19 protein-coding genes and 4 tRNA genes are annotated in these 23,876 nt (G+C 42.8%); 13 read left to right on the top strand and 10 right to left on the bottom strand.

Annotated elements, in window-relative coordinates; translation table 11 throughout:
• Positions 1-192: 192 nt before the first annotated feature.
• The gene (locus tag R7Z50_RS20060; RefSeq protein WP_005375988.1) at positions 193-1,824 is read right to left on the bottom strand and encodes a methyl-accepting chemotaxis protein; all 1,632 of its coding nucleotides are present in this window, start codon (positions 1,822-1,824) and stop codon (positions 193-195) included.
• A 549-nt stretch (positions 1,825-2,373) separates the two neighbouring features.
• On the opposite strand from R7Z50_RS20060, the gene R7Z50_RS20055 reads away from it, so the two are divergent.
• From R7Z50_RS20055 to R7Z50_RS20040, 4 genes are all read left to right on the top strand, one after another.
• Positions 2,374-2,460 (top strand) — tRNA-Leu (locus R7Z50_RS20055).
• A gap of 36 nt (positions 2,461-2,496) precedes the next feature.
• Positions 2,497-2,570: transfer RNA gene (locus R7Z50_RS20050), tRNA-Cys, on the top strand.
• Positions 2,571-2,877: 307 nt separating this feature from the next.
• Entirely contained in the window at positions 2,878-4,401 is a 1,524-nt protein-coding gene (gene amyS / locus R7Z50_RS20045; protein WP_053303665.1) for an alpha-amylase, read from the top strand.
• Between the two features lie 130 nt (positions 4,402-4,531).
• A complete protein-coding gene (locus R7Z50_RS20040; protein ID WP_005375990.1) occupies positions 4,532-4,786 on the top strand; it encodes a hypothetical protein in 255 nt (84 codons plus the stop codon).
• 74 nt (positions 4,787-4,860) lie between these two features.
• Here the strand turns inward: R7Z50_RS20040 and R7Z50_RS20035 are convergent, their stop codons facing one another.
• Positions 4,861-5,649: a lipase family protein gene (locus R7Z50_RS20035; protein ID WP_005375991.1), complete on the bottom strand. Its 789-nt coding sequence runs from the start codon at positions 5,647-5,649 to the stop codon at positions 4,861-4,863.
• A gap of 69 nt (positions 5,650-5,718) precedes the next feature.
• Complete coding sequence (locus tag R7Z50_RS20030; protein ID WP_021707732.1) at positions 5,719-6,648, bottom strand: CHAD domain-containing protein; 930 nt, start codon at positions 6,646-6,648, stop codon at positions 5,719-5,721.
• A gap of 301 nt (positions 6,649-6,949) precedes the next feature.
• Between R7Z50_RS20030 and R7Z50_RS20025 the strand changes: the two genes are divergently transcribed.
• Both R7Z50_RS20025 and R7Z50_RS20020 read left to right on the top strand, forming a co-directional pair.
• Positions 6,950-7,036: transfer RNA gene (locus tag R7Z50_RS20025), tRNA-Leu, on the top strand.
• 36 nt (positions 7,037-7,072) lie between these two features.
• Positions 7,073-7,146, top strand: a tRNA-Cys gene (locus R7Z50_RS20020).
• 5 nt (positions 7,147-7,151) lie between these two features.
• Here R7Z50_RS20020 and R7Z50_RS20015 read toward each other — a convergent pair.
• The 5 genes from R7Z50_RS20015 to rnk all read right to left on the bottom strand — a co-directional run bounded on the left by R7Z50_RS20015 (position 7,152) and on the right by rnk (position 12,538).
• The gene (locus R7Z50_RS20015) at positions 7,152-8,144 is read right to left on the bottom strand and encodes an LLM class flavin-dependent oxidoreductase (protein ID WP_005376038.1); all 993 of its coding nucleotides are present in this window, start codon (positions 8,142-8,144) and stop codon (positions 7,152-7,154) included.
• 235 nt (positions 8,145-8,379) lie between these two features.
• Entirely contained in the window at positions 8,380-9,585 is a 1,206-nt protein-coding gene (locus tag R7Z50_RS20010) for a diguanylate cyclase domain-containing protein (protein WP_318149232.1), read from the bottom strand.
• Positions 9,586-9,718: 133 nt separating this feature from the next.
• Positions 9,719-10,705, bottom strand: a complete 987-nt coding sequence (locus tag R7Z50_RS20005; RefSeq protein ID WP_318149231.1) for an ABC transporter substrate-binding protein — start codon at positions 10,703-10,705, stop codon at positions 9,719-9,721.
• A gap of 227 nt (positions 10,706-10,932) precedes the next feature.
• Positions 10,933-11,892: a GGDEF domain-containing protein gene (locus R7Z50_RS20000; protein ID WP_158173495.1), complete on the bottom strand. Its 960-nt coding sequence runs from the start codon at positions 11,890-11,892 to the stop codon at positions 10,933-10,935.
• Positions 11,893-12,130: 238 nt separating this feature from the next.
• A complete protein-coding gene (gene rnk / locus R7Z50_RS19995) occupies positions 12,131-12,538 on the bottom strand; it encodes a nucleoside diphosphate kinase regulator (RefSeq protein ID WP_318149230.1) in 408 nt (135 codons plus the stop codon).
• 527 nt (positions 12,539-13,065) lie between these two features.
• On the opposite strand from rnk, the gene nirB reads away from it, so the two are divergent.
• The 4 genes from nirB (at position 13,066) to cobA (ending at position 17,946) form a co-directional block, all read left to right on the top strand.
• Positions 13,066-15,630 carry a nitrite reductase large subunit NirB gene (nirB, locus tag R7Z50_RS19990; protein WP_042520975.1) on the top strand — a complete coding sequence of 855 codons (2,565 nt, stop codon included), beginning with the start codon at positions 13,066-13,068 and terminating at the stop codon, positions 15,628-15,630.
• 13 nt (positions 15,631-15,643) lie between these two features.
• A complete protein-coding gene (gene nirD, locus R7Z50_RS19985) occupies positions 15,644-15,967 on the top strand; it encodes a nitrite reductase small subunit NirD (protein WP_005387969.1) in 324 nt (107 codons plus the stop codon).
• A gap of 195 nt (positions 15,968-16,162) precedes the next feature.
• The gene (locus R7Z50_RS19980; RefSeq protein ID WP_033907034.1) at positions 16,163-17,014 is read left to right on the top strand and encodes a formate/nitrite transporter family protein; all 852 of its coding nucleotides are present in this window, start codon (positions 16,163-16,165) and stop codon (positions 17,012-17,014) included.
• A gap of 173 nt (positions 17,015-17,187) precedes the next feature.
• Entirely contained in the window at positions 17,188-17,946 is a 759-nt protein-coding gene (cobA, locus tag R7Z50_RS19975; protein ID WP_025767740.1) for a uroporphyrinogen-III C-methyltransferase, read from the top strand.
• Between the two features lie 16 nt (positions 17,947-17,962).
• Here the strand turns inward: cobA and R7Z50_RS19970 are convergent, their stop codons facing one another.
• Positions 17,963-18,403 (bottom strand): DUF4174 domain-containing protein, encoded by a 441-nt coding sequence (locus tag R7Z50_RS19970; RefSeq protein WP_042520973.1) that lies wholly within the window; start codon positions 18,401-18,403, stop codon positions 17,963-17,965.
• A 119-nt stretch (positions 18,404-18,522) separates the two neighbouring features.
• On the opposite strand from R7Z50_RS19970, the gene R7Z50_RS19965 reads away from it, so the two are divergent.
• Positions 18,523-19,011, top strand: coding sequence for an NYN domain-containing protein (locus R7Z50_RS19965; RefSeq protein ID WP_005387978.1), 489 nt, complete (start codon positions 18,523-18,525; stop codon positions 19,009-19,011).
• A gap of 88 nt (positions 19,012-19,099) precedes the next feature.
• Here R7Z50_RS19965 and R7Z50_RS19960 read toward each other — a convergent pair whose 3' ends face one another.
• Positions 19,100-20,431 carry an anaerobic C4-dicarboxylate transporter gene (locus tag R7Z50_RS19960; protein WP_033907036.1) on the bottom strand — a complete coding sequence of 444 codons (1,332 nt, stop codon included), beginning with the start codon at positions 20,429-20,431 and terminating at the stop codon, positions 19,100-19,102.
• A 419-nt stretch (positions 20,432-20,850) separates the two neighbouring features.
• Here R7Z50_RS19960 and R7Z50_RS19955 point away from each other — a divergent pair, with 419 nt between their 5' ends.
• On the top strand, positions 20,851-21,588 hold the full coding sequence (locus R7Z50_RS19955; RefSeq protein ID WP_042520969.1) for a siderophore ferric iron reductase: 738 nt from the start codon (positions 20,851-20,853) through the stop codon (positions 21,586-21,588).
• 89 nt (positions 21,589-21,677) lie between these two features.
• On the top strand, positions 21,678-23,849 hold the full coding sequence (locus R7Z50_RS19950; RefSeq protein ID WP_005376064.1) for a TonB-dependent receptor: 2,172 nt from the start codon (positions 21,678-21,680) through the stop codon (positions 23,847-23,849).
• The last annotated feature ends 27 nt before the right edge of the window (positions 23,850-23,876 follow it).

Raw genomic sequence — 23,876 nt, 5'->3', positions numbered from 1 at the left:
GTACGCGTTTTTTGTATTGGTTATGTTATTGAGTACTTGGGGAAAGTACCTGACGAAGTAAAACGCTCCAAGTGGTGCTTTGGAGCGTTTATTAAGATAGTGATTTAATATATACCTAAATATACCTCAGTGATGACATTCAATTTAAGCAAATCGGGATTGATTTGATATCTACTAAGGTATCCACTGAGTTTAACTCAGTTTAAAGCGGCTCATTACATCTTTAAGAGAAATGGATAGCTGGCTTAGTTCGCGGCACGCCTGTGCGGTTTGCTCCGAACCTTGCGAGACCTCTTGAGATGCCAAATGTATGTTTTCAATGCTGCGGTTAAGCTCTTCCGCAACAGAGTCTTGCTGGTTACAAGCCGTGGCGATTTGGGTACCCATGTCTGAGATGTCCGAAATCGAATGCTCAATGTCGCTCATCAGCTGTTTTGATTGAATGCCTTGTTCTGCACATTCTGAGATACTGGTTCTAGAAAGTTCAGTAGCTGATTTTGCGTCTTTTGCAAGTGATTGTAGCTGCTCAATGATCGAAGTGATTTCACTCGTTGAATCTTGCGTACGGCCGGCAAGAGTTCGAACTTCGTCTGCAACGACGGCAAAGCCACGACCAGACTCACCAGCACGCGCCGCTTCAATGGCTGCATTAAGTGCAAGTAGGTTGGTTTGATCGGCAATGTCGCGGATAACATCCACGATCACGTTAATTTTATTCGATTGCTGTTCAAGCTCTGCTACGGTATCGCCTGCAGCGCCAATTACGTTTGAAACTTCTTGAATCGCGTCAACCATACCTTGGGTTTCACGAACACCGTGTTGTGTGCGTCGGTTTGCTTCGTTAGCTTGGTTCGCTGAGTCTTCAGTGTTACGAGCAACATCGGCTACGGCCGCTTTCATTTCTGTCATTGCTGTTGCGATGTGCGTAATTTGCAGCTGTTGATCTTTCATACCAGACGCAGAAATATCGGAGATTTGGTTCATCTCTTCGACAGCGCTGCTTAACTGAGTAACTGCAGCAATCACGTTATCGATAACTTGGCGTAAGTCATCTTGCATCTTAGTGGTCGCGTCTGCCAGTTCACCAAGCTCGTCATTGCCGATTGCTTTACGGTCAATGTCACTTGATAGATCACCTGTCGCGATGGCATTTGCTTGCTCAACAACAAGTTTAAGTGGGCCACAAATTAGGCGAGTCAGCACGTATGTCATGCCTACCATGATCAGTAGAATAATCACGTTACTTGCAATTGAAGAATTACTCAATCCATTTACAGAGGACAGGATGTGAGTTTTGTTGCTGTCCATAGCTTCTTTAAGGAGACGGATTAGTTCGCCTAACTCTGAGTCAACCGCTTCGAAAGCAGACAAAGAGTTCGCCAAAATAGGGTGGGCCTTGCTTTTGTCGTTAGCTAGCATCGCTTCATTGTACTGGTCCATAGTAACCAAGTACTTTTTCCATTGACGCATAAGACGCTGGTAAGTTTGCTGCTCTTCGCCAGGCCAGATAGTTTCACCGTAAGCGTTGAGCTCTCTAGTGATCTTTTCGCGTTCTCTAATATTGTTAGAAATTTTAGTTTTGACTTGGTCTGCGTCTTCATAAGTGTACGCAGCAAATTGAGCTCGGCGCCAGCGAGACAAATGATCTCGAATCGAATCGACCCTTTCCATTGCAGGAAGCGTATCATCGGTATAGTTTAAAAGCTCAGATTTGATGCTTTTGAGCTCTGTAGATAAAAACACGCCAAATGCAATGTTGACGATGGCAATGAGTAAAAACGATAGCGATATCTTTTTCGCTATAGAAAGATTCTTGATAGACATTAGTGATATACCTTGTTTTTCTTATGTTGTGTCGCCAAAGTAAACCACATCCTTATATGTGATATATGTCCATTAAATTACTGCAACCCGTGTAACGTACCATTATTTATTGATATTTTCGATAATGAATTGAGCTTTGTTTGAAAATAAAAAAGTCAATGATTTTATAAAGGTACGACCACATTCGATATAAAGTTATCGGTAACAAAATATGATGTTCTGTACGCAGTCGTGCCAAGAGTAGGGAATCAAATTGTTACAGATGTTACAGCGGTGAAAAGATCAGCGTTCATAACGTGATAGTCGCGTGTTTACCTCGAAGCAGTTACGGACACTAATATGCGTATGACTTCAAGGCTAATGAAAGGGAACGGGTGCTTATTGGTCTATTTGAATGCCAAACGTACTAGTCAGATCGCTTTTTAAGCACTTAAATCAAAAAGATAAAATTTATTGTTGACCAGATAAATTAATCCGTTAAAGTACGCCTCGTTCTCACGGCAAAGGTCGCTGAGACAGATGGTGTCTAACCCATCGCATGATTGCGTTGCCCTGGTGGTGGAATTGGTAGACACAAGGGATTTAAAATCCCTCGGCGTTCGCGCTGTGCCGGTTCAAGTCCGGCCCGGGGCACCATCAAAATCTTTGGTAACAGAGATAAAAAATCAGAAAGGCGCCTTGGCAGAGTGGCTATGCAGCGGATTGCAAATCCGTGGACCTCGGTTCGACTCCGGGAGGCGCCTCCACTATTTCGAAAGCCAGTCTTAAATGACTGGCTTTTTTCGTTTTTAATCCGCCTTTTCGTAACCCTTCGCGCTTTCCTAAAGTCTCCCATGTTTTGATCACCATTCAATATTTTTAACGCGCTAATCATTGATTTTATAAATGTTAGACAACTCAATAATTGTATAGTGTGATTGGTGATAGTTTCTCTTCGATTGTAATCCGAACTTTTTGTATTACAGGCAGCAACCTAGCTAGCGTCAAAGTTAGTATCGCTTGGTGCGTATATGCAGAAAGGAGGATTCTAGTCCTTAACGTGAGAGAAAAATAATGAAAACATTCAACCTTAAACCTACACTTTTACCCTTAACTTTGCTGCTCAGTTCGCCTGTAATGGCGGCACAAAATGGCACCATGATGCAGTATTTCCATTGGTATGTGCCAAATGACGGTGCACTCTGGACACAAGTTGAAAACAACGCGTCGGCACTATCTGATAACGGCTTTACTGCGTTATGGTTACCACCCGCCTATAAAGGTGCTGGTGGTAGCAACGACGTCGGTTATGGCGTTTATGATATGTACGATTTGGGAGAGTTTGATCAAAAAGGTTCGGTGCGCACCAAGTATGGCACCAAAGATCAGTACCTAAGCGCCATCAATGCTGCCCATAAAAACAATATCCAGATTTATGGCGATGTGGTGTTCAACCATCGCGGTGGTGCGGATGGAAAGTCTTGGGTTGATACCAAGCGAGTAGATTGGAACAACCGAAATATTGAACTTGGTGATAAATGGATTGAAGCGTGGGTAGAGTTTGATTTCCCTGGGCGCAACGACAAGTACTCAAACTTTCATTGGACGTGGTACCACTTTGATGGCGTGGATTGGGACGATGCTGGCGAAGAAAAAGCTATCTTCAAATTCAAAGGTGAGGGTAAGGCATGGGATTGGGAAGTTAGCTCGGAAAAAGGCAACTACGATTACCTTATGTACGCTGATCTAGACATGGATCACCCTGAAGTGAAGCAAGAGCTGAAAGACTGGGGCGAGTGGTATATCAACATGACGGGTGTGGATGGGTTTAGAATGGACGCGGTGAAGCACATCAAATATCAATACCTGCAAGAATGGATTGATCACCTACGTTGGAAAACAGGGAAAGAACTATTCACGGTCGGAGAGTACTGGAACTACGATGTTAATCAGTTGCATAACTTTATCACCAAAACTTCTGGCAGCATGTCTCTATTCGACGCACCGTTACATATGAACTTCTACAATGCGTCTAAATCGGGTGGTAGCTACGATATGCGTCAAATCATGGATGGTACGCTGATGAAGGACAATTCAGTCAAAGCGGTAACCTTAGTAGAAAACCATGACACTCAACCTTTGCAGGCTTTGGAGTCGACGGTTGATTGGTGGTTTAAGCCGCTCGCTTACGCGTTTATCTTATTGCGTGAAGAAGGCTATCCATCCGTGTTTTATGCAGATTACTACGGCGCGCAGTACAGTGATAAAGGGCATGACATCAATATGGTCAAAGTGCCTTACATTGAAGAGCTAGTAACACTGCGTAAAGATTATGCGTATGGCAAACAACATTCTTATCTCGACCACTGGGACGTAATTGGTTGGACTCGAGAAGGTGATGCAAAGCATCCACATTCAATGGCCGTGATCATGAGTGATGGACCTGGCGGCTCGAAGTGGATGTATACGGGTAAACCAAGTGCTCGCTACGTAGACAAGTTGGGTCTCCGAACTGAAGAAGTTTGGACTGATGCGAATGGTTGGGCTGAGTTCCCAGTAAACGGCGGATCTGTCTCGGTTTGGGTTGGCGTTGAATAATCCATTCCTGTGATTTTGATACAGAGTAGGCAATTCTTGATAAAACTCTTCAATGAATCAATGTGTTATTTGATATTCATTCGACAAATGAGTAACTTATAGTTGAGCATAATCTAGAGGAAGATAAAGAATGGAATCTATTGCTGATGTATTGGTTGTGGCTATTGTGTTCGGTGCCATATTTGGGGGCGGGATAATAAAGTTAATCTTGAACCATCGTAAAGAAGTAAGAGCGTTGGAGATATCTGAACGTAATACGATGAGCCGAGAAGAACAAGATAACCTTAACAAGCAAATTGGTGACTTGAAGCGACGTGTTGAAGTGTTAGAGCGAATTGTCACAGATAACAAATATCAACTTGAAAAAGAAATCGCCTCTCTGTAGATCACCACTTAATCGTAAAGCCGGCGAAGTCCGGCTTTTTGGTGTCTGTACGTCATACCTTTCGGATGTTTAACTCAGCGTTCATCAAAAAAGTCTTTGTCGCGAATGTATTTACTCATAAAGTGATAAGAGAACGGTCGCATTAACCAACTAAATAAGGAGCGCCCAAGCCGTATGAGCGTTGGGGTGTTCTCGTATATTCTCCCGTTATATAACCATAGCATTTTGCCTACATGCCAATACAAAAAAGGTACGGGCGGCATAAAGGTCACGATGTCGATGTCGCAACAAATCCTGTATGTTTTGTGCCCCAAACGGTAGCGTTTCTTAAACGTCCAATCTCCGACAGCGGGCTGTCCGAAAGTGACCACGCGTTTAATGCTTTTGGGGTATTTTTTCTCAATATAGTCAGCAAAAACACTGCCAATCGCGCCACCTGAAGAGTGGCCAGTAATAGTGATTCTTTTTCCCCTGAGAATAAGTGGTACAACAATACCTTCGAGGCGTTCGATCACGGTCAACCCTAACCGATCTTCATTCCGGCTCGGTAAACTTTCTTGGAACAACAGATGATAGAAACCCGCGTGAATGCGATAGTTTAGTCCCAACCTTCGACAGCTTCTCGTCCACATCGCGAAGTTCAACAACCAATCACTGATACTGTGTGAGCCTTTAATCACTACGACCACTTCACTCTGTTTTTTACTCCAGAGCACGCGAATCATAATCTTACCGTGTTCATTTCTAATGACTCGTTGCCCATTAGGATCGAATCCATATTGAGTTTGTCTGAAGACGCGAGGGTAGGCGAGATTACAAAGCACCGCATAGCGCTCGTATTGGTATCGTTTTAATGGTTTCACGTTATCTTTCTTAATGGAGCCCAACGATTGACTGTAATTAATGAATATTAAGAATACGTGAACCTTGATTTAGGGTCGGTAGAGATTTTGTGTATTGGAATCGCGAATGAAAGACTCAAACTGGCTTAAATGCGTCAAGATGGTTTGGCGAGAGAGTTCATGATGTTCGCTAAGCACGTTAATTAGCTTTTTCAAAGCCTTACGATCTTGTTTATTGAGATTTGCTGTTTCTTTGAGTTGTGCGAAAAATTCAATTTGACTTGAAGTGTCGTTAAAGTCACCGAGCTTGTCTTGCAATAGTTTTAGTTGTTTCACGTTGTTTTTGTGCTGTTGGGAAGGATAGAGCGTGGAAAATCCTTCTAACAAATAACGAAGCGCTTTGCACTTTATCCGCATCGAATGAATCACGCTGTCACGACTTTTGTCCGAGATTTTGCGTCGTGCTTTATCAACTTTTTTAAATTGAACGGAGATTTTTTGGCTTGCGAAAAGTAACGCAGGTACGTTGCTATCCACTGGTTCGTGTTGCGTACTTCGCAACATACTATTCCTGATCAAAGTGCAGTGCGTTGTGTATTCTTGTGTATCTAGCCAACGCGTAACTTTTGCTTGTTCGTAAGCACGTTCAGATTCTATAAAGCAAAAAAGTTGCTCAAGAGACGATTTGTGATTTGGGAGCATTTCAATGTATTGGTTTTTGTCCAAGATAAATACGTCCAAATCACGCAGCTTATTTGTTTTCTTCATCATTATTCTTAAATGAGGTTTCAAAATACGCTGTTCAAAAGGAGGGATCAGTTCGCGAAGTAGTGAGCATAGTGAGCGTATGCGCCTCAGTGTGACGCGATATTGGTGTGTATATTCAGGATCCAAGTCGTCGATGACTCCCTGCTCCAGAGAGCGTGCATAATCAAATTCAGTAAGGAAGAAGTGGGGCACTACGAAGTCGAGTTCGGAGTCTGCATGTAAGGGTAAGTGAAATGATGGTTTTCGAAACATGATGAGCGCTATTTTGTTCTCTGAAATACACGTTAAGTTTATACCCATACTGTTAACTTGCGCGATTTGTTGGCTCTTCATTGATATAAAATGAGAAGGTTAAAAGGCACGAAAGCAAAGCGTATTGATGATCAAATAAGCAAAATGATCGCCCTTTGTTCGTTAGAGTCGTCTTTTTAACCATTTGAATAAAAAAGACTAATTTTTTGTTGACCAGATAAATTAATCCGTTAAAGTACGCCTCGTTCTCACGGCAAAGGTCGCGAGATAGATGGTGTCTAACCCATCGCATGATTGCGTTGCCCTGGTGGTGGAATTGGTAGACACAAGGGATTTAAAATCCCTCGGCGTTCGCGCTGTGCCGGTTCAAGTCCGGCCCGGGGCACCATCAAAATCTTTGGTAACAGAGATAAAAAATCAGAAAGGCGCCTTGGCAGAGTGGCTATGCAGCGGATTGCAAATCCGTGGACCTCGGTTCGACTCCGGGAGGCGCCTCCATTCTTTTACTTGTCCATGAGTTCCGATAGTAACCTGTAGGATCTCAACTTCTCAGATTGTTCAAACACCATCGTGTTTACCATAATTTCATCTGCCCCAGTGCGTTCCAAAAGTTTCTCAATTTTCTGTCTTACATATGTTTGATCACCATGGATAGATTCACGTAATTGAGTTTCAACGTGAAGCTTTTCCTGTGCTGACCATAGTGGTGCCATACTTTTCACTGGTGCGCGAAGTTTTTCGCGATTGCCGCGAATCATTTTTAAGAATTTTTGCTTCTCTGTTGTCGCGAGAAAATCTGCATGTGACTGAGTATCCGCTACGATAACGTTGGCACAAATCATCACATAGGGTTGAGCTAAATGCTCGGATGGGACAAACTCATCTCGATAAAAGTTTAGAGCACGAGACATTGCATCTGGAGCAAAGTGTGCAGCAAATGCGAAAGGTAAGCCTCTCTTAGCTGCTAAACGTGCGCTGTATGTACTCGACCCCAGAAGCCAAATCGGCAGAGATGTGTTGTTACCTGGATAAGCCGCGACTGGTTGATTTCGAGATACGGGACCAAGAAAGAAATTAAGTTCCTCCAACAGCTCTTCAAAGTCAGGATCCATATGCTCTGGTTCCCGCCTTAATGCATGCATTGTTTGGTAGTCGGTGCCTGGTGCGCGTCCTAATCCGAGGTCAATACGACCAGGGTATAATGCCTCTAACGTTCCGAATTGCTCTGCAATAACTAGTGGTGCATGGTTAGGTAACATGATTCCACCTGATCCTAAACGGATCGAGTTCGTGTGCGCTCCAATATGACTGAGTAATACACTGGTTGCGGCACTGGCGATGTCGGGCATGTTATGGTGTTCAGCCATCCAAAACCGATGATAGCCCCAGGACTCGATTGATTGAGCTAATTCAACGGAGCGTTCGAACGTTTCGGTGAAGTTTGTTCCGTCGGACACGGGTGCCAAATCCAGAACAGATAAACGAGGAAAAGACATAGGATAGTTATAGCCTGTTAATGAATCTTAACTATCATATGGTGGTGAAAGTTGACGTTTAAAAGGGGAGAATTAACCATTCACAATGGATTATTTTTCTTCAATGCCTGGAGAGCGTTTAGCTTACGAGTTTAGCTTTTGCTATGTGATAAAAGCGGCTTTATTACTGTAAGTGGCCACAGTGGTCGATGTCGTTGAATATTCGCATGTAGAACGTTTCCACAGCTACTTTAGATTAAAACATAGGCCTCTTTAACAGCGAACTGCTGTTGTCGACAATAGTGAACGAGCTAGCTTTAGAACGTTTTGACTGATACATAGACTTGTCTGCCGCTGTTAATAATTCATGTACATTCGACCCATGCTCAGGATAGAGTGCAATACCAATGCTAGCTCCGACGCATAACTCTTTACCTTTAAAATGAATTACTTTTTCTATTTCTTGGATATAGCGTAGTGCACATGCAGACAGAGACGTACCTGTTGTGTGTGAACGATGAATAATAATAAATTCATCTCCGCCAAAGCGGCCTACCATGTCTGATTCGTCGATAATACTTGACAATCTACTAGCTACAGATTTTAACACTGCATCACCTGCCTCATGGCCATGGCTATCGTTAATATCCTTAAATAAATTTAAATCTATAAAAAACAAACTAAAACTATTCTCACTGCCTCTGAAATTACGCGTAAGCTGGATCAAATGTTTTTCTATTGCTCGACGATTGTAGATATTAGTTAAGGAGTCGTGCTCAGACAAAAATACCAAACTTTCTTTTTGACGATTTAGAACTGAAGTTTGATTCTCTACTTCTTCTTTAAGTTTTGATTTTGATATTGTTGTGTGGTTTAACAATGCCGCCATTTTATTGAAGTAACAAGACAGATTTTCAAATTCCGTGAATTGATTTTCTGAAGGGATTTTATAGTCAAAATTTGACCTGCTTAATTGTTTTATTCCATTTATAAACCTTTGAAAGCTTCTCTTGAACTTTATTTTTATATAAAAGCACAATAGCATAACAACCAGAGAGATAAAAATAATACCTGCTTGAGTGTAATAATTTAAATTTTGTAGTTTTGTAGACTTATTATTAAGTATTTTTTTATAAATATATATTATTTCATTATTCATATCCTGGGATACAATGTTTATTCTGGATTGTATGGCAGGATTTGATTTATTATAATTTACGACTGAATCATAATGGCGATCTTTGTCTAGTAAATGATTATTTTCGTATTGAACTAAAAAATACAGTTCGAGATTCATTTTTTTTAGGTCTTTAGTAAGGTATGAAACATCTTCATTTTGAGATAATAATTCGTTTAATTTGTTATGAGAAATCATGAATTGTGTGAAATTGTTTTTTTCCCTATTTTGAGTGTAAGCCCAAAGATAACTACTTAATGACTCTAATGATATTTGTATGTCCATTATTTGGTTTAATTGTTTCTTAGCTTTATAATCTTCTATTTTTATGAAGCTTATGTATACTATAACGCTGATACATAGTATTACGCTTAGACTGAATAGTGATGCTAAATAGTGGTTTAACGAACGATGCATTTTAATCTAGACCATCAAAATATGAATTGATATAGTTTTCTTTAAATATTTTTCTGTAATTTGGAATCTGTCCTTCTACATATTTTTGTTTTAATGCCCAATTAGCTTCTGATTGTAATGTAAATAATAAAGAATTCGTTAAATTTAATCGAAAGTTATAATCATCCCAGCTCCAAGATATTTCTTCAACTGTTGTGTTAAGTTTTTGTGATAGTATTTTCATTGTTAAATGAGGGTTTTTATCCATCCAGTTAATTGAGTGATGAAGTGACTTTATTATTTTCATTACTTCTTGATCTGATTTTTCAATGTGTATTTCTTTTGATACAAGCAAAAAGTAAAGTTTATACACGCCAATAATTCCTATGTTCTTTACTTCTTCATTTATTCTATTCTTGGCCATAAATCCGTATGGCTCCCAAGTAGATATTGCATCGACGTTTCCTTGCATTAAATGATTTATAATAACCTGCGTTGTTGATGATATTTTTTCTACTTTTTCTAAATCAATGTCATTTACCTGTAGCAACAAGTCTAAGTAATATTCGCTAGCGCTCTTTTTTATTACACCAACCTTTTTTCCTGGTAATTTATCTATACTTTCTATACCAGACCGCTTTTTAGTTAGCAGCTTAATATCATTCGTAGAAGATGCAAAAGAAGTGATTAATGCTAAATCTTTGTATTCAAAGCTTTTAAACATCAGTACGCTTTCAGAAAAAGTGGCGTAATTAACATGGTTTTCTAGAAGTAGGTTTGAACATTCGACCCCTCCAAAGCACATGATAAGTTCGACGTTTAAATCGTTTTCTTCAAACGCACCTATGTGCTCTGCAATGATAAAAGGGGCTGACAGAGGCGTCTTAGATATACCGATTGTTGTAGGTTTGTGGATAGCATTTGATACCGTTGTTAACTTTAAATAAGCAACCGCTAATACAGAAAGAACTAAAATTATGATAACTGTAGAAATCTGTTTTGTATCCATCAAAAACAACTCCCTTCATAATAGTAGTAATTAATCTATCAGTTAAATGAGTGTAGTTGCTTATTGGGTTGATGCTAGGAGAGGAGGGGATTTATTTGTATCGTGCCAAATTTATGAGTACGTAGGGGTAATTTCGGTAACTGGCTTAGATATAAAGAATTTATCTTGAGTTAGTTCAAGTTGTAGCAAATGACTGATTTCATAACATGATGATTTATGGAGAGATATCAACTTTTTAAGTTGAAAAATTGTACTCCATTTTTGCCATTTTTCTTTATCTCATACATTGCGTGATCGGCTTTTTGATACACTTCATTAAACGGTTGCTTTCCTTTGTTAAAGAGACAAACACCGATACTCATTCCTATCGTTACTTTATGTAAGTCTTGATTTATCGCTGGAATGATTGAATCTAAGAGTTGATTGCAAAGTTGGGATATTTCCTCTCGACTTGAATGCCAGTTTAAGATAACAAATTCATCGCCTCCTATGCGTCCAACTTGAGACTTGCTTGACGCAAGCTCTGTTAAGCTATTGGCGATATTGATGAGGAGGGTGTCGCCAGTATGATGACCTAGCTGGTCGTTAACTGCTTTAAAATTATCTATATCAACAAACACTAAGGCAGACTGCTGAGACGGCTTGGTTTGAGGTTGATGATTAAAGTTTTCCTCAATTGCTTTTCTATTTAACAGTCCGGTCAATGGATCACTCGAAGCTAACTTAGCCAGTTGCTGCTCATATCGCTTTTCTTTTGTAATATCGATATGAGTGCCCATCATGCGCAGTGGTTCGCCATCAGAACCATACTCGACGATGCGCCCTCGATCGTAGACCCAACTATCACTGCCGTCTTTATGAATCATGCGATGCACTACCTCATAAAGGTCGGTTTTGCCAGCTAGGTGATCTTCAAATGCACCCACCGCAAGTTCATAATCTTCAGGGTGGAGATTGTTTTTCCACGTTTCAACCGTCGCGGTTAACTCATGGGGCTGATAACCTAGCATTTTTCCCCACTGCATATTGAATATCGTCAAAGTACCTGAAGGAATATGCTGCTCCCACAAACACAGTCCATTACTGTCGAGTGCAGCATTCAACTTTTCTTGTAGTCGCGCATTCTTCCGCTTCAGCTCTTCATTTTCTTTTTCTAAGCAGGCAATTCGAGTTAGATATTCTTCCATTTTGCGCATAATTTACGTCGTTTTCGGAGCGACAATATACGAAAAATACTTTGCAATTTCTATGATTGAGCTTGGAGATATAAATATTGAATATGCGGTAAATAATAAAGAATCGGTGACGTTACTTAAGAGCAGCAAAGTAAATGCTTGGAAAACAAAGAAGGAAATAGGGGGTAAGCGAGGGGCTCTCCTGGTGCAAAGTCTTAAATGGAGGCCTTTGCACCGGGACTACTGAGGATTAGCGGTTTAGTGCACCACAACGCTCAGGTTGGTATGTGATATCGACAATTTCAATTGTCTTCAATTGATTATTTGGCATTGGCCAGTCAAGTTTTTGGCCGACAGACAAACCGATCAGTGCGCTGCCTACGGGTGCAAAAATAGAGATATCATCACTGCTTTTCAGTTCAGAAGGGTAAACCAGTGTCTTTGTCATGGTTCTATCTTCACCTGAAAATTTAAACTCTACAGTCGAGTTCATCGTGACCACGTTATCTGGCATTTGTTCTGGCTCAAGAACTGTTGCTCGGTCGAGCTCTGCTTCTAATTCCACAAGCTCCGCTGCGATGTTTGGCATTTTATCCAACAAAGCCGTGATTCGGTTCATATCTAAGCTTGAGATGTAGATAGAATTGTTTTCTGACATTTTATGACTCCCAAATAAAAGGCCGCCTCACAAAAATGGGACGGCACTCTATATGTCAATTACGGTATCAATCATATGGACGCTATTCCATATGAACTAAACCTGATTTTAGTCTTTATAGTGCGACTTAGCTAGTAAAAAATTTTTGTTGTGAAGCTTGATTTTTCTAAATCTTTCAATCACTTCAGATATTGTTCTCTGATCACCTTGAAACGGTGAAGTCAAGTGAGTGCGTCGTTTAGAAGCAAAGCAGGATTTATCGTAGGTGTGCTCGGTTTCGATGGTCAGCCTAACTTCATAAAAGCAAAACGGTATAGTCCGTTGCTAGCATGGCTTCGGTTATCTCAGTTTGTTAAAACTACCAATATCCGTTAATAAATTACTTTTTATTTCGCAATAGTCAGATAAATACGTTCATCTACCCCTTTAGGGTAGTTTGAAATTGTAATTGATTTACATCATGTATTAATTTTCTTTCACAATTAACAATGAGCTCAGTGATAAGAACCTAACCCTTAGGAATTATAATGAGCAAGTTGAAGCTAGTAGTCATCGGTAACGGTATGGTAGGGCACCGTTATATTGAAGACTTAGTCGAGAAAGCTGATATGTCTAATATAGACATTACGGTTTTCTGTGAAGAACCTCGTGTCGCATACGACCGTGTGCACCTTTCCTCTTACTTTTCTCACCATACTGCAGATGAACTTTCTTTAGTAAAAGAAGGCTTCTACGAGAAACACGGTATTAACATGCTGATCGGCGAACGCGCGATTAACATCAACCGTGAAAACCGCATTGTTTACTCAAGCACTGGCCGTGAAGTTCAATACGACAAGCTGATTCTTGCTACTGGCTCATTCCCATTTGTTCCACCTATCAAAGGTCACGAAAGCAAAGACTGTTTTGTTTACCGTACTATCGAAGATCTTAAAGCGATCGAAGCGTGTGCGAAGAAGAGCAAATCAGGCGTTGTTGTCGGTGGTGGTCTGCTAGGCCTTGAAGCAGCAGGCGCACTGAAAGCACTGGGTGTAGAAACGCACGTTGTTGAGTTCGCGCCAAAACTAATGGCTGAGCAACTTGACCTGGCTGGTGGTAACCAGCTTCGTCAAAAGATCGAGCGTATGGGCGTGAACGTTCACACCAGCAAAAATACGCTTGAGATTGCGCCAGAAGGCACAAACGCACGCAACGTTATGCGTTTTGCTGACGGTTCAGAACTAGAAACAGACTTCATCGTATTCTCTGCAGGTATTCGTCCACAAGACAAACTAGCACGCCAAATGGAGCTAGAAGTGGCACCTCGTGGCGGTGTTGCTATCAACGATCATTGTCAGACTTCTGATGAGAACATCTACGCGATTGGTGAGTGTGCGTCTTGGAACGAAATGTTCTACGGCCTTGTTGCTCCTGGCTACAAGATGGCGACAGTTGCCGTTGATCACCTACTAGGTAACACAGAAAGCAAATTCGAAGGCGCTGACATGTCTGCGAAGCTGAAACTTCTAGGTGTAAAAGTAGGTTCAATCGGTGACGCGAACGGTCGTACTGAAGGTTGTAAGAGTTACGTTTACCAGAACGAAGAACAAGAAGTCTACAAACGTCTTATCGTTTCTAAAGACAACAAGAAACTGCTTGGCGCGGTTATGGTTGGCGATACGTCTGACTACGGCGACCTGCTTCAACTTATGTTGAACGAAATCGACCTACCAGAACACCCAGATGCGTTGATCCTTCCTGCACACGCAGGCGCTGAGAAACCAGCACTAGGTGCAGATGCTCTACCAGAAAGTGCAGTGATCTGCTCTTGTTTCGACGTAACCAAAGGCAAGATCGCACAAGCGGTTGCTGATGGTCACCACACATTGGGCGACATCAAAGCCGTGACGGGCGCGGGTACAGGCTGTGGTGGTTGTATTCCTCTAGTGACGTCTGTTCTAAATGCTGAGCTTGCTAAATCTGGTATCGAAGTGAAGAACGACGTGTGTGAGCACTTTGCATACTCACGCCAAGAGCTGTTCCACCTAATCCGTATTGAAGAGATCAAAACGTTTGATGAGCTTCTAGAGAAATACGGTAAAGGTTACGGCTGTGAAGTTTGTAAACCACTGGCTGGTTCTATCTTGGCTTCTTGCTGGGGTGAGCACATCCTTAAGCCACAACTGGTTAAGCTGCACGACACGAACGATAACTTCCTAGGTAACATCCAAAAAGACGGTACTTACTCTGTTATCCCACGTATGGCGGGTGGTGAAGTAACACCTCAAGCACTGAGTGCACTAGCGAACGTTGCAGCAGAATACAACCTATACACCAAAGTAACCGGTGCTCAACGTATTGGTCTGTTTGGTGCTCAAAAAGACGATCTTCCAGAGATCTGGCGCAAGCTTATCGACGCTGGTTTCGAAACAGGTCAAGCGTACGCAAAAGCACTTCGTATGGCGAAGACATGTGTGGGCTCTACTTGGTGTCGTTACGGTGTTCAAGACTCTGTTGGTCTAGGTTCTTACATCGAGAACCGTTACAAAGGCATTCGTACACCTCATAAGATGAAGTTCGGTGTTTCTGGCTGTACTCGTGAGTGTGCGGAAGCACAAGGTAAAGACCTTGGCATCATCGCGACTGACGCAGGTTGGAACATGTACGTATGTGGTAACGGCGGCATGAAACCTCGTCACGCAGACCTACTTGCAAGTGACCTAGATAAAGAAACACTAATCAAGTACATCGACCGCTTCATGATGTTCTACATCCGTACTGCTGCGCCACTACAACGCACATCAGTTTGGATGGAAAACATGGAAGGTGGCGTTGACTACCTACGCGAAGTGATTGTTAACGACAAGCTTGGTATCAACTCTCAACTAGAGGCAGACGTAGCGAAGCTTGTAGACGAGTACGAGTGTGAGTGGACTGCGACCATCAACGACGAATCACAACTGACTCGTTTCGCGCACTTCATCAACTCTGACAAGCGCGATGACAACGTTGTGTTTGTACAAGAGCGTGAACAGCACCGCCCAGCAACCTTCACGGAAAAGCACCCTGAAGCGAAAGGCGACATCCTACACGTAGCGATCACTGAAGCATAAGGGAAGGTTGATTATGTCATTTGAAAAGATTTGCCAAATCAGCGACATCGTACCGGGCACAGGCGTTTGTGCACTGGTTGATGGTCAGCAAGTTGCGGTATTCCGCCCAACACAAGCAGAAGAAGTGCTGGCGATCAGCAACACAGACCCGTTCTTCCAATCAAACGTGCTTTCTCGCGGTTTGATCTGTGAGCACCAAGGCGAGCTTTGGGTGGCTAGCCCACTTAAGAAGCAACGCTTTAACCTGACAACAGGTGCGTGCATGGAAGACGAGCGTTTTAGCGTGAAAGCGTACAAAACCCGCGTAACCAACGGCGAAGTAGAAATCTCTGCGTAAGCTTGGTTTTCATTCCCTCCTCTTAGGGGGAGGGAATGAACTGAAACCTAGATTTAATAGACAAAGGCTTTCCAAGCATCAACTCAGGGGAACAGGGAAGCGAGGTGTTGTAGACAGCGTTCAGGTGTCAACGGGAAGCCTTTCTCTATTCAATCTTTAACTTTTTAACTTTCAATTTTGGATAAGGACACATTCATGTCTACTGATTTTAAGCCTGCAGAATTCGTGCAAACCATGATCAATGTTGGTGAAGCGAAAACCAATACAAGCACGCGAGATCTTCTCCTTCGCGGTACGATGGCTGGCGTTATTCTTTCGCTTGCGGTGGTGGTTGCTATTACCGCGATTGTACAAACGGGTATCGGCCTTGTAGGAGCACTTGTTTTCCCCGTTGGTTTCGTAATTCTAAGTGTGATGGGGTATGACCTAGTAACCGGTGTTTTTGGTCTAGCGCCTCTGGCTAAGTTTGCGAACCGTCCGGGCATCACTTGGGGTCGTATCTTCCGTTGTTGGGGTCTTGTAGGCTTGGGTAACCTTATCGGTTCTCTGATCGTTGCTTACCTAGTGGCTATCTCTCTAACAGGTAACTTTTCTCTAGAACTGAACGCAGTAGCGAAGAAATTTGTCGCTGTTTCTACCGCGCGTAGCCTTGGTTTTGAAAACATGGGTATGGACGGATGGATCACATGTTTCGTACGCGGCATCTTCTGTAACCTAATGGTGTGTCTAGGCGTTATCGGCAACATGACGGCACGTTCGGTGTCTGGTCGCGTAGCAATGATGTGGTTCCCAATCTTCATCTTCTTTGCGCTAGTATTTGAACACACCGTAGTAAACATGTTCCTATTCCCACTAGGTATGATTCTAGGTGCGGATTTTGGTATCGCGACTTGGTTGAACTTCAACCTTATTCCAACCATTCTAGGTAATATTGTCGGTGGTCTCGTAATGACTTGTATTCCACTGTACCTAACTCACGCAAAAACAGCGCCTTCTATCAACGTAGTTGAAGAAGAAGTAAAAACAGAGCCTGCAATCGCAAAATAAACCGCTTTTATCTGGCCCTACCTATGGTAGGTAGGGCTGTTCAACTCATTTAACTTTCGATAAGTATTGTATTGATTTAGCTATAAAAAGTAATAACTCCTTGGGGTGATTTTAACCTTGAGTTAATGACTTGAGTGTTACTTTTTATGTCCAAATTTTCGATAGGCGTTGATATGACAACTGTTAACTCATCTTTAAACAGCGGCTTTGTTTCTCTTGTTGGTGCAGGTCCTGGTGACCCTGATTTACTCACAGTAAAAGGCTTAAAAGCCATTCAAGCGGCTGAAGTTGTTGTGTACGACCGATTGGTATCAAAAGAGATTCTTGAGTTGGCGCATGCATCAGCAGAGATGATTTATGTTGGGAAAAAGCTCGATTTTCACTGCGTGCCTCAAGATCAAATCAACCAAATCTTGGTGCAAAAAGCGCAAGAAGGTAAACGCGTTGTACGTCTAAAAGGCGGCGATTCATTTATCTTTGGTCGTGGCGGTGAAGAGCTAGAAGAGCTAGCAGAATTCGGCATCAAATACGAAGTGGTTCCGGGTATCACAGCTGCTGCGGGTGCAACGGCTTACGCAGGTATTCCATTAACACACCGCGACCATGCACAAAGCGTTCAATTTATCACTGGTCATGTACAAAAAGATGGTCGTGAGATTGAATGGCATTCACTAGCGCAATCCAACAACACACTTGTGTTCTATATGGGTTTGAAGCAAAGCGGCCATATTATGGATAAGCTGATCACTCATGGGTTAGATCCTGAGATGTCATGCGCCATTATTGAAAACGGTACGCGCCCAGAGCAGCGCGTGTTCCAAGGAAAGTTGAACGAGCTATCGATCATGGCAGAGCAAGCCGTGAGCCCAGCATTGATTGTGGTTGGCAGCGTGACTCAACTTCACAACAAGTTGGATTGGTTCGCAAAGTAATACTGCCCAGAAGTGACTATATTTTACAGGGGCTTTGTTGCCTCTGTATTTCTTGCTTACGCATAGGCATTTGATCAATGAGGTTGTTGATAAACGACCAGTCTGTTTCTGCGCCCCAGCGGTGCTTTTCTAGACCATCTTTACCAAGCAAAATAGCGGTATGAGAACCTTTTTCGACCTCATAAAGACGAGCTAGCATTTTTAGGTCGAACTCTTCTTTAAGCCAAGCAGGAAAAGTATAACCTTGTTCTGTAATGACCAGCGTGACGACATCTCTGTCTTCCAACTCACACTCATTCATAAGTGTTTCTAGCAAGAATTGTTTGACGTATTCATCATTTTCTGGCGCAAAGTAGAGCACACTTCTATGTGGCCAGTATTTGGAGTGCGCTGGATAACCAAATGCTGTCGATGACAAGATACAAGAAAGCAGTATCACTAGTAACTTTCCGCCCATGACAGTTCCCCTAGAAACCCAAATAACTTTTTATACGTTAAGTTTAGTGGAATTGGCTCATTGTGCTTTTTCCAAAACTGGCATAGGGTAGGCAGCAAATAAATTGAGCGTAGAAATAGATGAGTTCGGAAAGCAAACAAAAAATCGCCATTTTGGTTGATGTACAGAATGTGTATTACACTTGTCGCGAAGCGTATCGAAGCAATTTTGATTACAACCAGTTTTGGTATGTTGCCACACAAGGGAAAGAGGTGGTAAGTGCTCGTGCTTATGCTATTGCGAGCAATGATCCCAAGCAACGTCAGTTCCACCATATTCTTCGTGGTGTTGGATTTGAGGTGATGCTTAAACCCTACATCCAGCGTCGTGATGGCAGCTCGAAAGGCGATTGGGATGTGGGTATTACTCTCGATGCAATTGAAATTGCTCCCGAAGTTGAGGAAGTGATTCTAGTTTCGGGAGATGGAGACTTTAGTCTGCTAGTAGAGAGAATTCAGCAGCGCTTCAATAAAACGGTGACCGTTTATGGTGTACCTAAGCTAACATCCCAAACTCTGATTGATTGTGCCGACAATTTTGTCGCGATTGATGACGATTTCTTGCTGTAGTTAAATAGTGTAATAAAGAAAGGCGAGTCACTCAGGCTGTACGAAAACGTACAATGACTCGCCTCTAATTTATCGTTGATTTGGCTAGTTACGAAGGAATGATCATTTGCCCTAGCAAGTAACCCAAGCAACACGCACCAATCACGCCGATTAAGCCCACAGACATGAATGAGTGGTTGAAGTACCACTTACCAATCTTAGTTGTGCCCGAGGTATCGAAGTTCACAGTCGCGATATCTGAAGGGTAGTTGGGAATAAAGAAGTAGCCGTATACCGCTGGCATCAAGCCGATAAGCAGCGCAGGTTCCAAACCTAAGCCGAGACCAACAGGCAGCATCATGCGAGCCGTTGCAGCTTGAGAGTTCACCACAACCGACACAATGAATAACGCAAGCGCGAATGTCCAAGGGTAGTTGGTTACCATCTCTACGATGCCGGATTTAAATTGAGGCATAGCGTACTGGAAGTAGGTATCTGACATCCATGCAATACCGAAGATAGCAATCGCCGCCACCATACCTGACTTAAACACCACGCCATTTGGTACGTCACGCGGGTCAGTTTTGGTCGCAAGCAAAATGATACCGCCGAAGCAAAGCATCATCATTTGAATCACAACGGCCATGCTGATTGGCTTCGCGCCATCTACGATGGTACGAATGTCTGGCCACATCGCGATAACGACGATCACCAAGATCGATGCAATGAACAGCAATACAGAGTTACGAGCACTTGTTGGTAGTACTTCATCAAGAGACGTTGCAGTTGTGTTGAGGATTTTTTCTCTCCACACAGGATCTTTCAAACGCTCTTGGTATTCTTCATCGTCGTCTAGTTCTTTACCACGCTTTAGGCTGTAAAGTGACATCAACAACGTACCGAATAAGGTTGCAGGTACAGTAACGAGCAGAATTGAGAGCAGAGTGATCTCGTGTTGAATATCAGAGAGTTGCGCCAAGTAGTAAACTACGGCCGCTGAAATTGGTGATGCCGTGATTGCGATTTGAGAGGCGACAGAAGCGGCAGCCATAGGACGCTCAGGACGAATGCCGTTTTTAAGTGCAACGTCGCCAATGATTGGCATGATAGAGTAAACCGCGTGACCTGTACCAAGTAGGAAGGTCATAAAGTAAGTCACGAACGGAGCAATAAGGGTGACGCGTTTTGGGTTCTTACGAAGCACACGCTCGGCAACTTGCAGCATGTATTTCAAACCGCCAGCGGCTTCAAGAATGGAAGCACATGTTACCACCGCTAAAATGATCAACATAACGGTGACAGGAGGAGAGGTTGGCGGCATCTTAAAGATGAAGACTTCAATCACCAAGCCAATTCCGGATACGACCCCAAGGCCTATACCACCATAACGTGAGCCGATATACAGCATCACGAGCAAAAATAGAAACTCAAGATACAACATGTGGATTTCCTTATTCAAAACAGAGGGCTACATAGCCAAATTACCTCTTTGTATTGTCTCGATATTCAGAAAGAAAATACTTCATGTTGTTCACAATCCGCTAGATAAGAAACAGCAATATTCAATTATTGGCAATAACTCACGCTACACAGGGGAACTGTTAACACAGTTTTATCAGGGTGTTTTTATGCTGTGTATTTTTGCGATCATGTGAGCGTTAAATGCGAAGAGGTTTAAGAGTTTGTTGCTATTCATCGCATACGTAACCAGACCTTACAGTTTCACAGAACGCGGAAATACAGTCATAACTAACCCTAAGAGTGCTTCTTTGTTATGAAAACGCAAAGGATAATAGTTTGCATTGCGATTGGTGCTTGGGTATAAAGGTGTCAGAATGACTACACCAACAATAAGCCATCATGTCTGAGCAATTTTTCCCGCAACTGTTTCAAACTTCGAGTGAGATTACACCTTATCTACACGGTGATATCGGCGAGATAGGGCAAGAAGCTATCCATATCGAGAATGATATCAACCCGATCATCCAAGGCCTTTACCAGCAAATCTCGGAGGCTCATCCGGAAGCGGGAAAAGCATATTGGTTGACAAGAACGTGGGATTTACTTTGTTGGCAGCCAGTTTATGTCGCATTCATCTCTATTTACGGTTACCACACGTTGCCAAACATTCGCGAGATAGCGCAGCACCTCAAACCTTGTTTTGTTTCTGGGTACCGATTCGCCGACGAAGCGCATATACATGGCGAGCCAGAAGCGTTGATAAAAGAGGCGGGGCGTCAAATCCGAGAACTGTTCGACTTCTATCAACAAGAGATGAGTCAATGGACACGCATTCGTCCTGGCTTCACCCATCAATTGATGTCGGACGGAATCATGGCTTGTTTAATTCGTCTCCAACAGCGCTTTCCGCAAATGACTAACTCGACACTTCAGGAGCATGCGGTCTTGTGGCTAAGCGCAATGGGTTTGGATGTTGATAATAGCCGCTCACTTCATGAGACGGAATCTGATCAGCCGCTAAAGTTAGTAAGAAAAAGTTGTTGTTTAGTCTATAAGTGTGAAGGCAGAAAGCTTTGTGCAGATTGTCCTCGTTTAGAGGAAAATCGACAGCTTATGAGCAAGAAGGTTCTCAATTAACATTTATTTAACTTGTGTAACAGTGCTCGATTTGAGAGTGAGAATAAGTATCATTGCATGCTCTTGTTGACAACAAAAAGATAAATACAATGATGAAAAGGACGTTTTCTTTCAATCTCATCGTACTTGCGATGAGCAGTGGATACGCAGTTAGCTCAATAGCAGCAGAAGATCTTCAACAAACATCGACTCCGAGCGATGAGCAATTGGTTGTTGTAGGCAGTGTGATGCCGAAATCGATCTCCGATATTCCAGGAACGGTTTGGTTTGTTGGCCAAGAAGAGATTGCTCAGCAATATCGTGCGGGCAAGACACTGGGTGATATTCTTTCTGCAACCATCCCTTCTTTAGACGTCGGCACCGGTGGTCGAACTAACTATGGTCAGAACCTTCGCGGTAGAGCAATGTTGGTAATGATTGATGGTGTCTCGTTACAGTCTTCTCGCCCGATTAGTCGTCAGTTAGACGCAATAGACCCATTCAACATCGAGCGAATTGAAGTACTATCTGGTGCAACCTCCATTTATGGGGCAGGCGCTACTGGTGGTGTTATTAACATTATCACCAAGAAAGCGTACTCGGATGACTTGTCGTTTGAATCCTACGTGAGTGGCACTACAGGTTTTAATAGCAGCGATGACTTTGATTACAAACTCGCTCAGTCTATCTCGGGTGGTAATGAGCGAATTACCGCTAGAGGTTCGGTTGTGTACACCGAGACACAAGGTGCATTTGACGCAAATGGCGACATTGTCACCCCAGACATTTCACAGGGCTCTTTGCAGTATAATTCAACGCTCGATGTTATGGGATCGACCGAGATTCAAATCTCCGATGCCAGCAAGTTAAACCTTGTCGCACAATACTATGACAGCCAGCAAGATTCGCCATACGGTTTGTACATTGTTAACAATAAATTTGTTGATGTACGAGAGGGGTTCGATTCCGACCGTGAACATGGTACAGAGCGAGTTCTCTTAAGTGCGAACTACGCTCACGACAGCGTATTCGGTCATCAACTGATAGGCGAGTTATCTTACCGTAGTGAAGACCAAACCTTTACTCCTTATTACCAAAGTGCCTCTCAACAAAAAACAGAAGTTTTTGCTGGGCGCTTAGCGTTAGCTAAAAGCTGGGAGTCATTCAAACTTGTTTATGGTGTCGATGCGTACTTAGACCGTTTTGAAAGTAACCAGGCTCTGTTCGATCCAACCATTGCGAACAGCTCTGGGAACTTAATTAATCGAACCTATGCCGAAGTGGGGCGTTACCCTGATGTTGATGTGGCGTCTTACGCAATGTTTGTCCAAGGGGATTACCAAATCAATCAAGATTGGTCAGTACAAGCAGGCTACCGCTACCAATACATGGACAATAAGATTGATGATTTTGTTGCCTATAGTATACAAAAGAAGATCGCATCGGGTAATGGTGTATCAGCGGATGCGGTACCAGGTGGCAGCACTGACTACTCAGTGAGCTTATTTAATTTGGGCACCATTTATCAGCTTAACGATGAATCTCAGCTTTGGGCGAACTTCTCTCAAGGTTTCGAACTCGCTGATCCTGCAAAGTACTACGGCCAAGGTAGCTACGATGCCGCGGATGCAAATGGTCACTACGCGTTGAACAATAGCATTAACGTATCTGACTCAAAAATGTCGGGCATCAAAACGGACAGCTATGAAATTGGTTACCGATTAGATACCGATACTGTCGCACTGCAAGCGGCGGGTTACTACTCGGTGTCGGATAACTCAATCAAGTATGACAAGAAGACGCTCCTAATCACCAATGTTGATGACGAGCAACGTGTATACGGTGCCGAAGCAAACATTAACTACTGGGTAAACCGTGATATTTTGTTAGGTGCATCAGGTCACTATGTGGTTTCTGAGCTGAAAACCAACGGTAAGTGGGAAGATCTAAGCGCGGGTAAAGCAAGTACATCAAAAGCGAACGCGTGGGCGGCTTACTATCAGGATGGCTATTCAGTACGTTTACAAAGCCAGACGATGTTTGATTACGAAGATGACGCAAACAATAAACTAGATGGATACACTACGTTTGATCTTCTTGGTAACGTAACACTACCTATCGGGCAGTTAGGTTTTGGTATTCAAAACCTATTTGACGAAGACTACACAACCGCTTGGGGACAACGTGCGCAGATTCTTTATGCAGCACACTACGATGCAGCAGCGTACGACTACAAAGGAAGAGGTCGCACATTCACACTGAACTACAGTGTCGAATACTAAAGCTAACTCTCTCCGAATATCAAAAAA

The organism is Vibrio sp. 1249-1 (assembly GCF_033340495.1).
The sequence above is the reverse complement of the archived record's forward strand: the minus strand, read 5'-3'. Positions and strand labels throughout refer to the sequence as shown.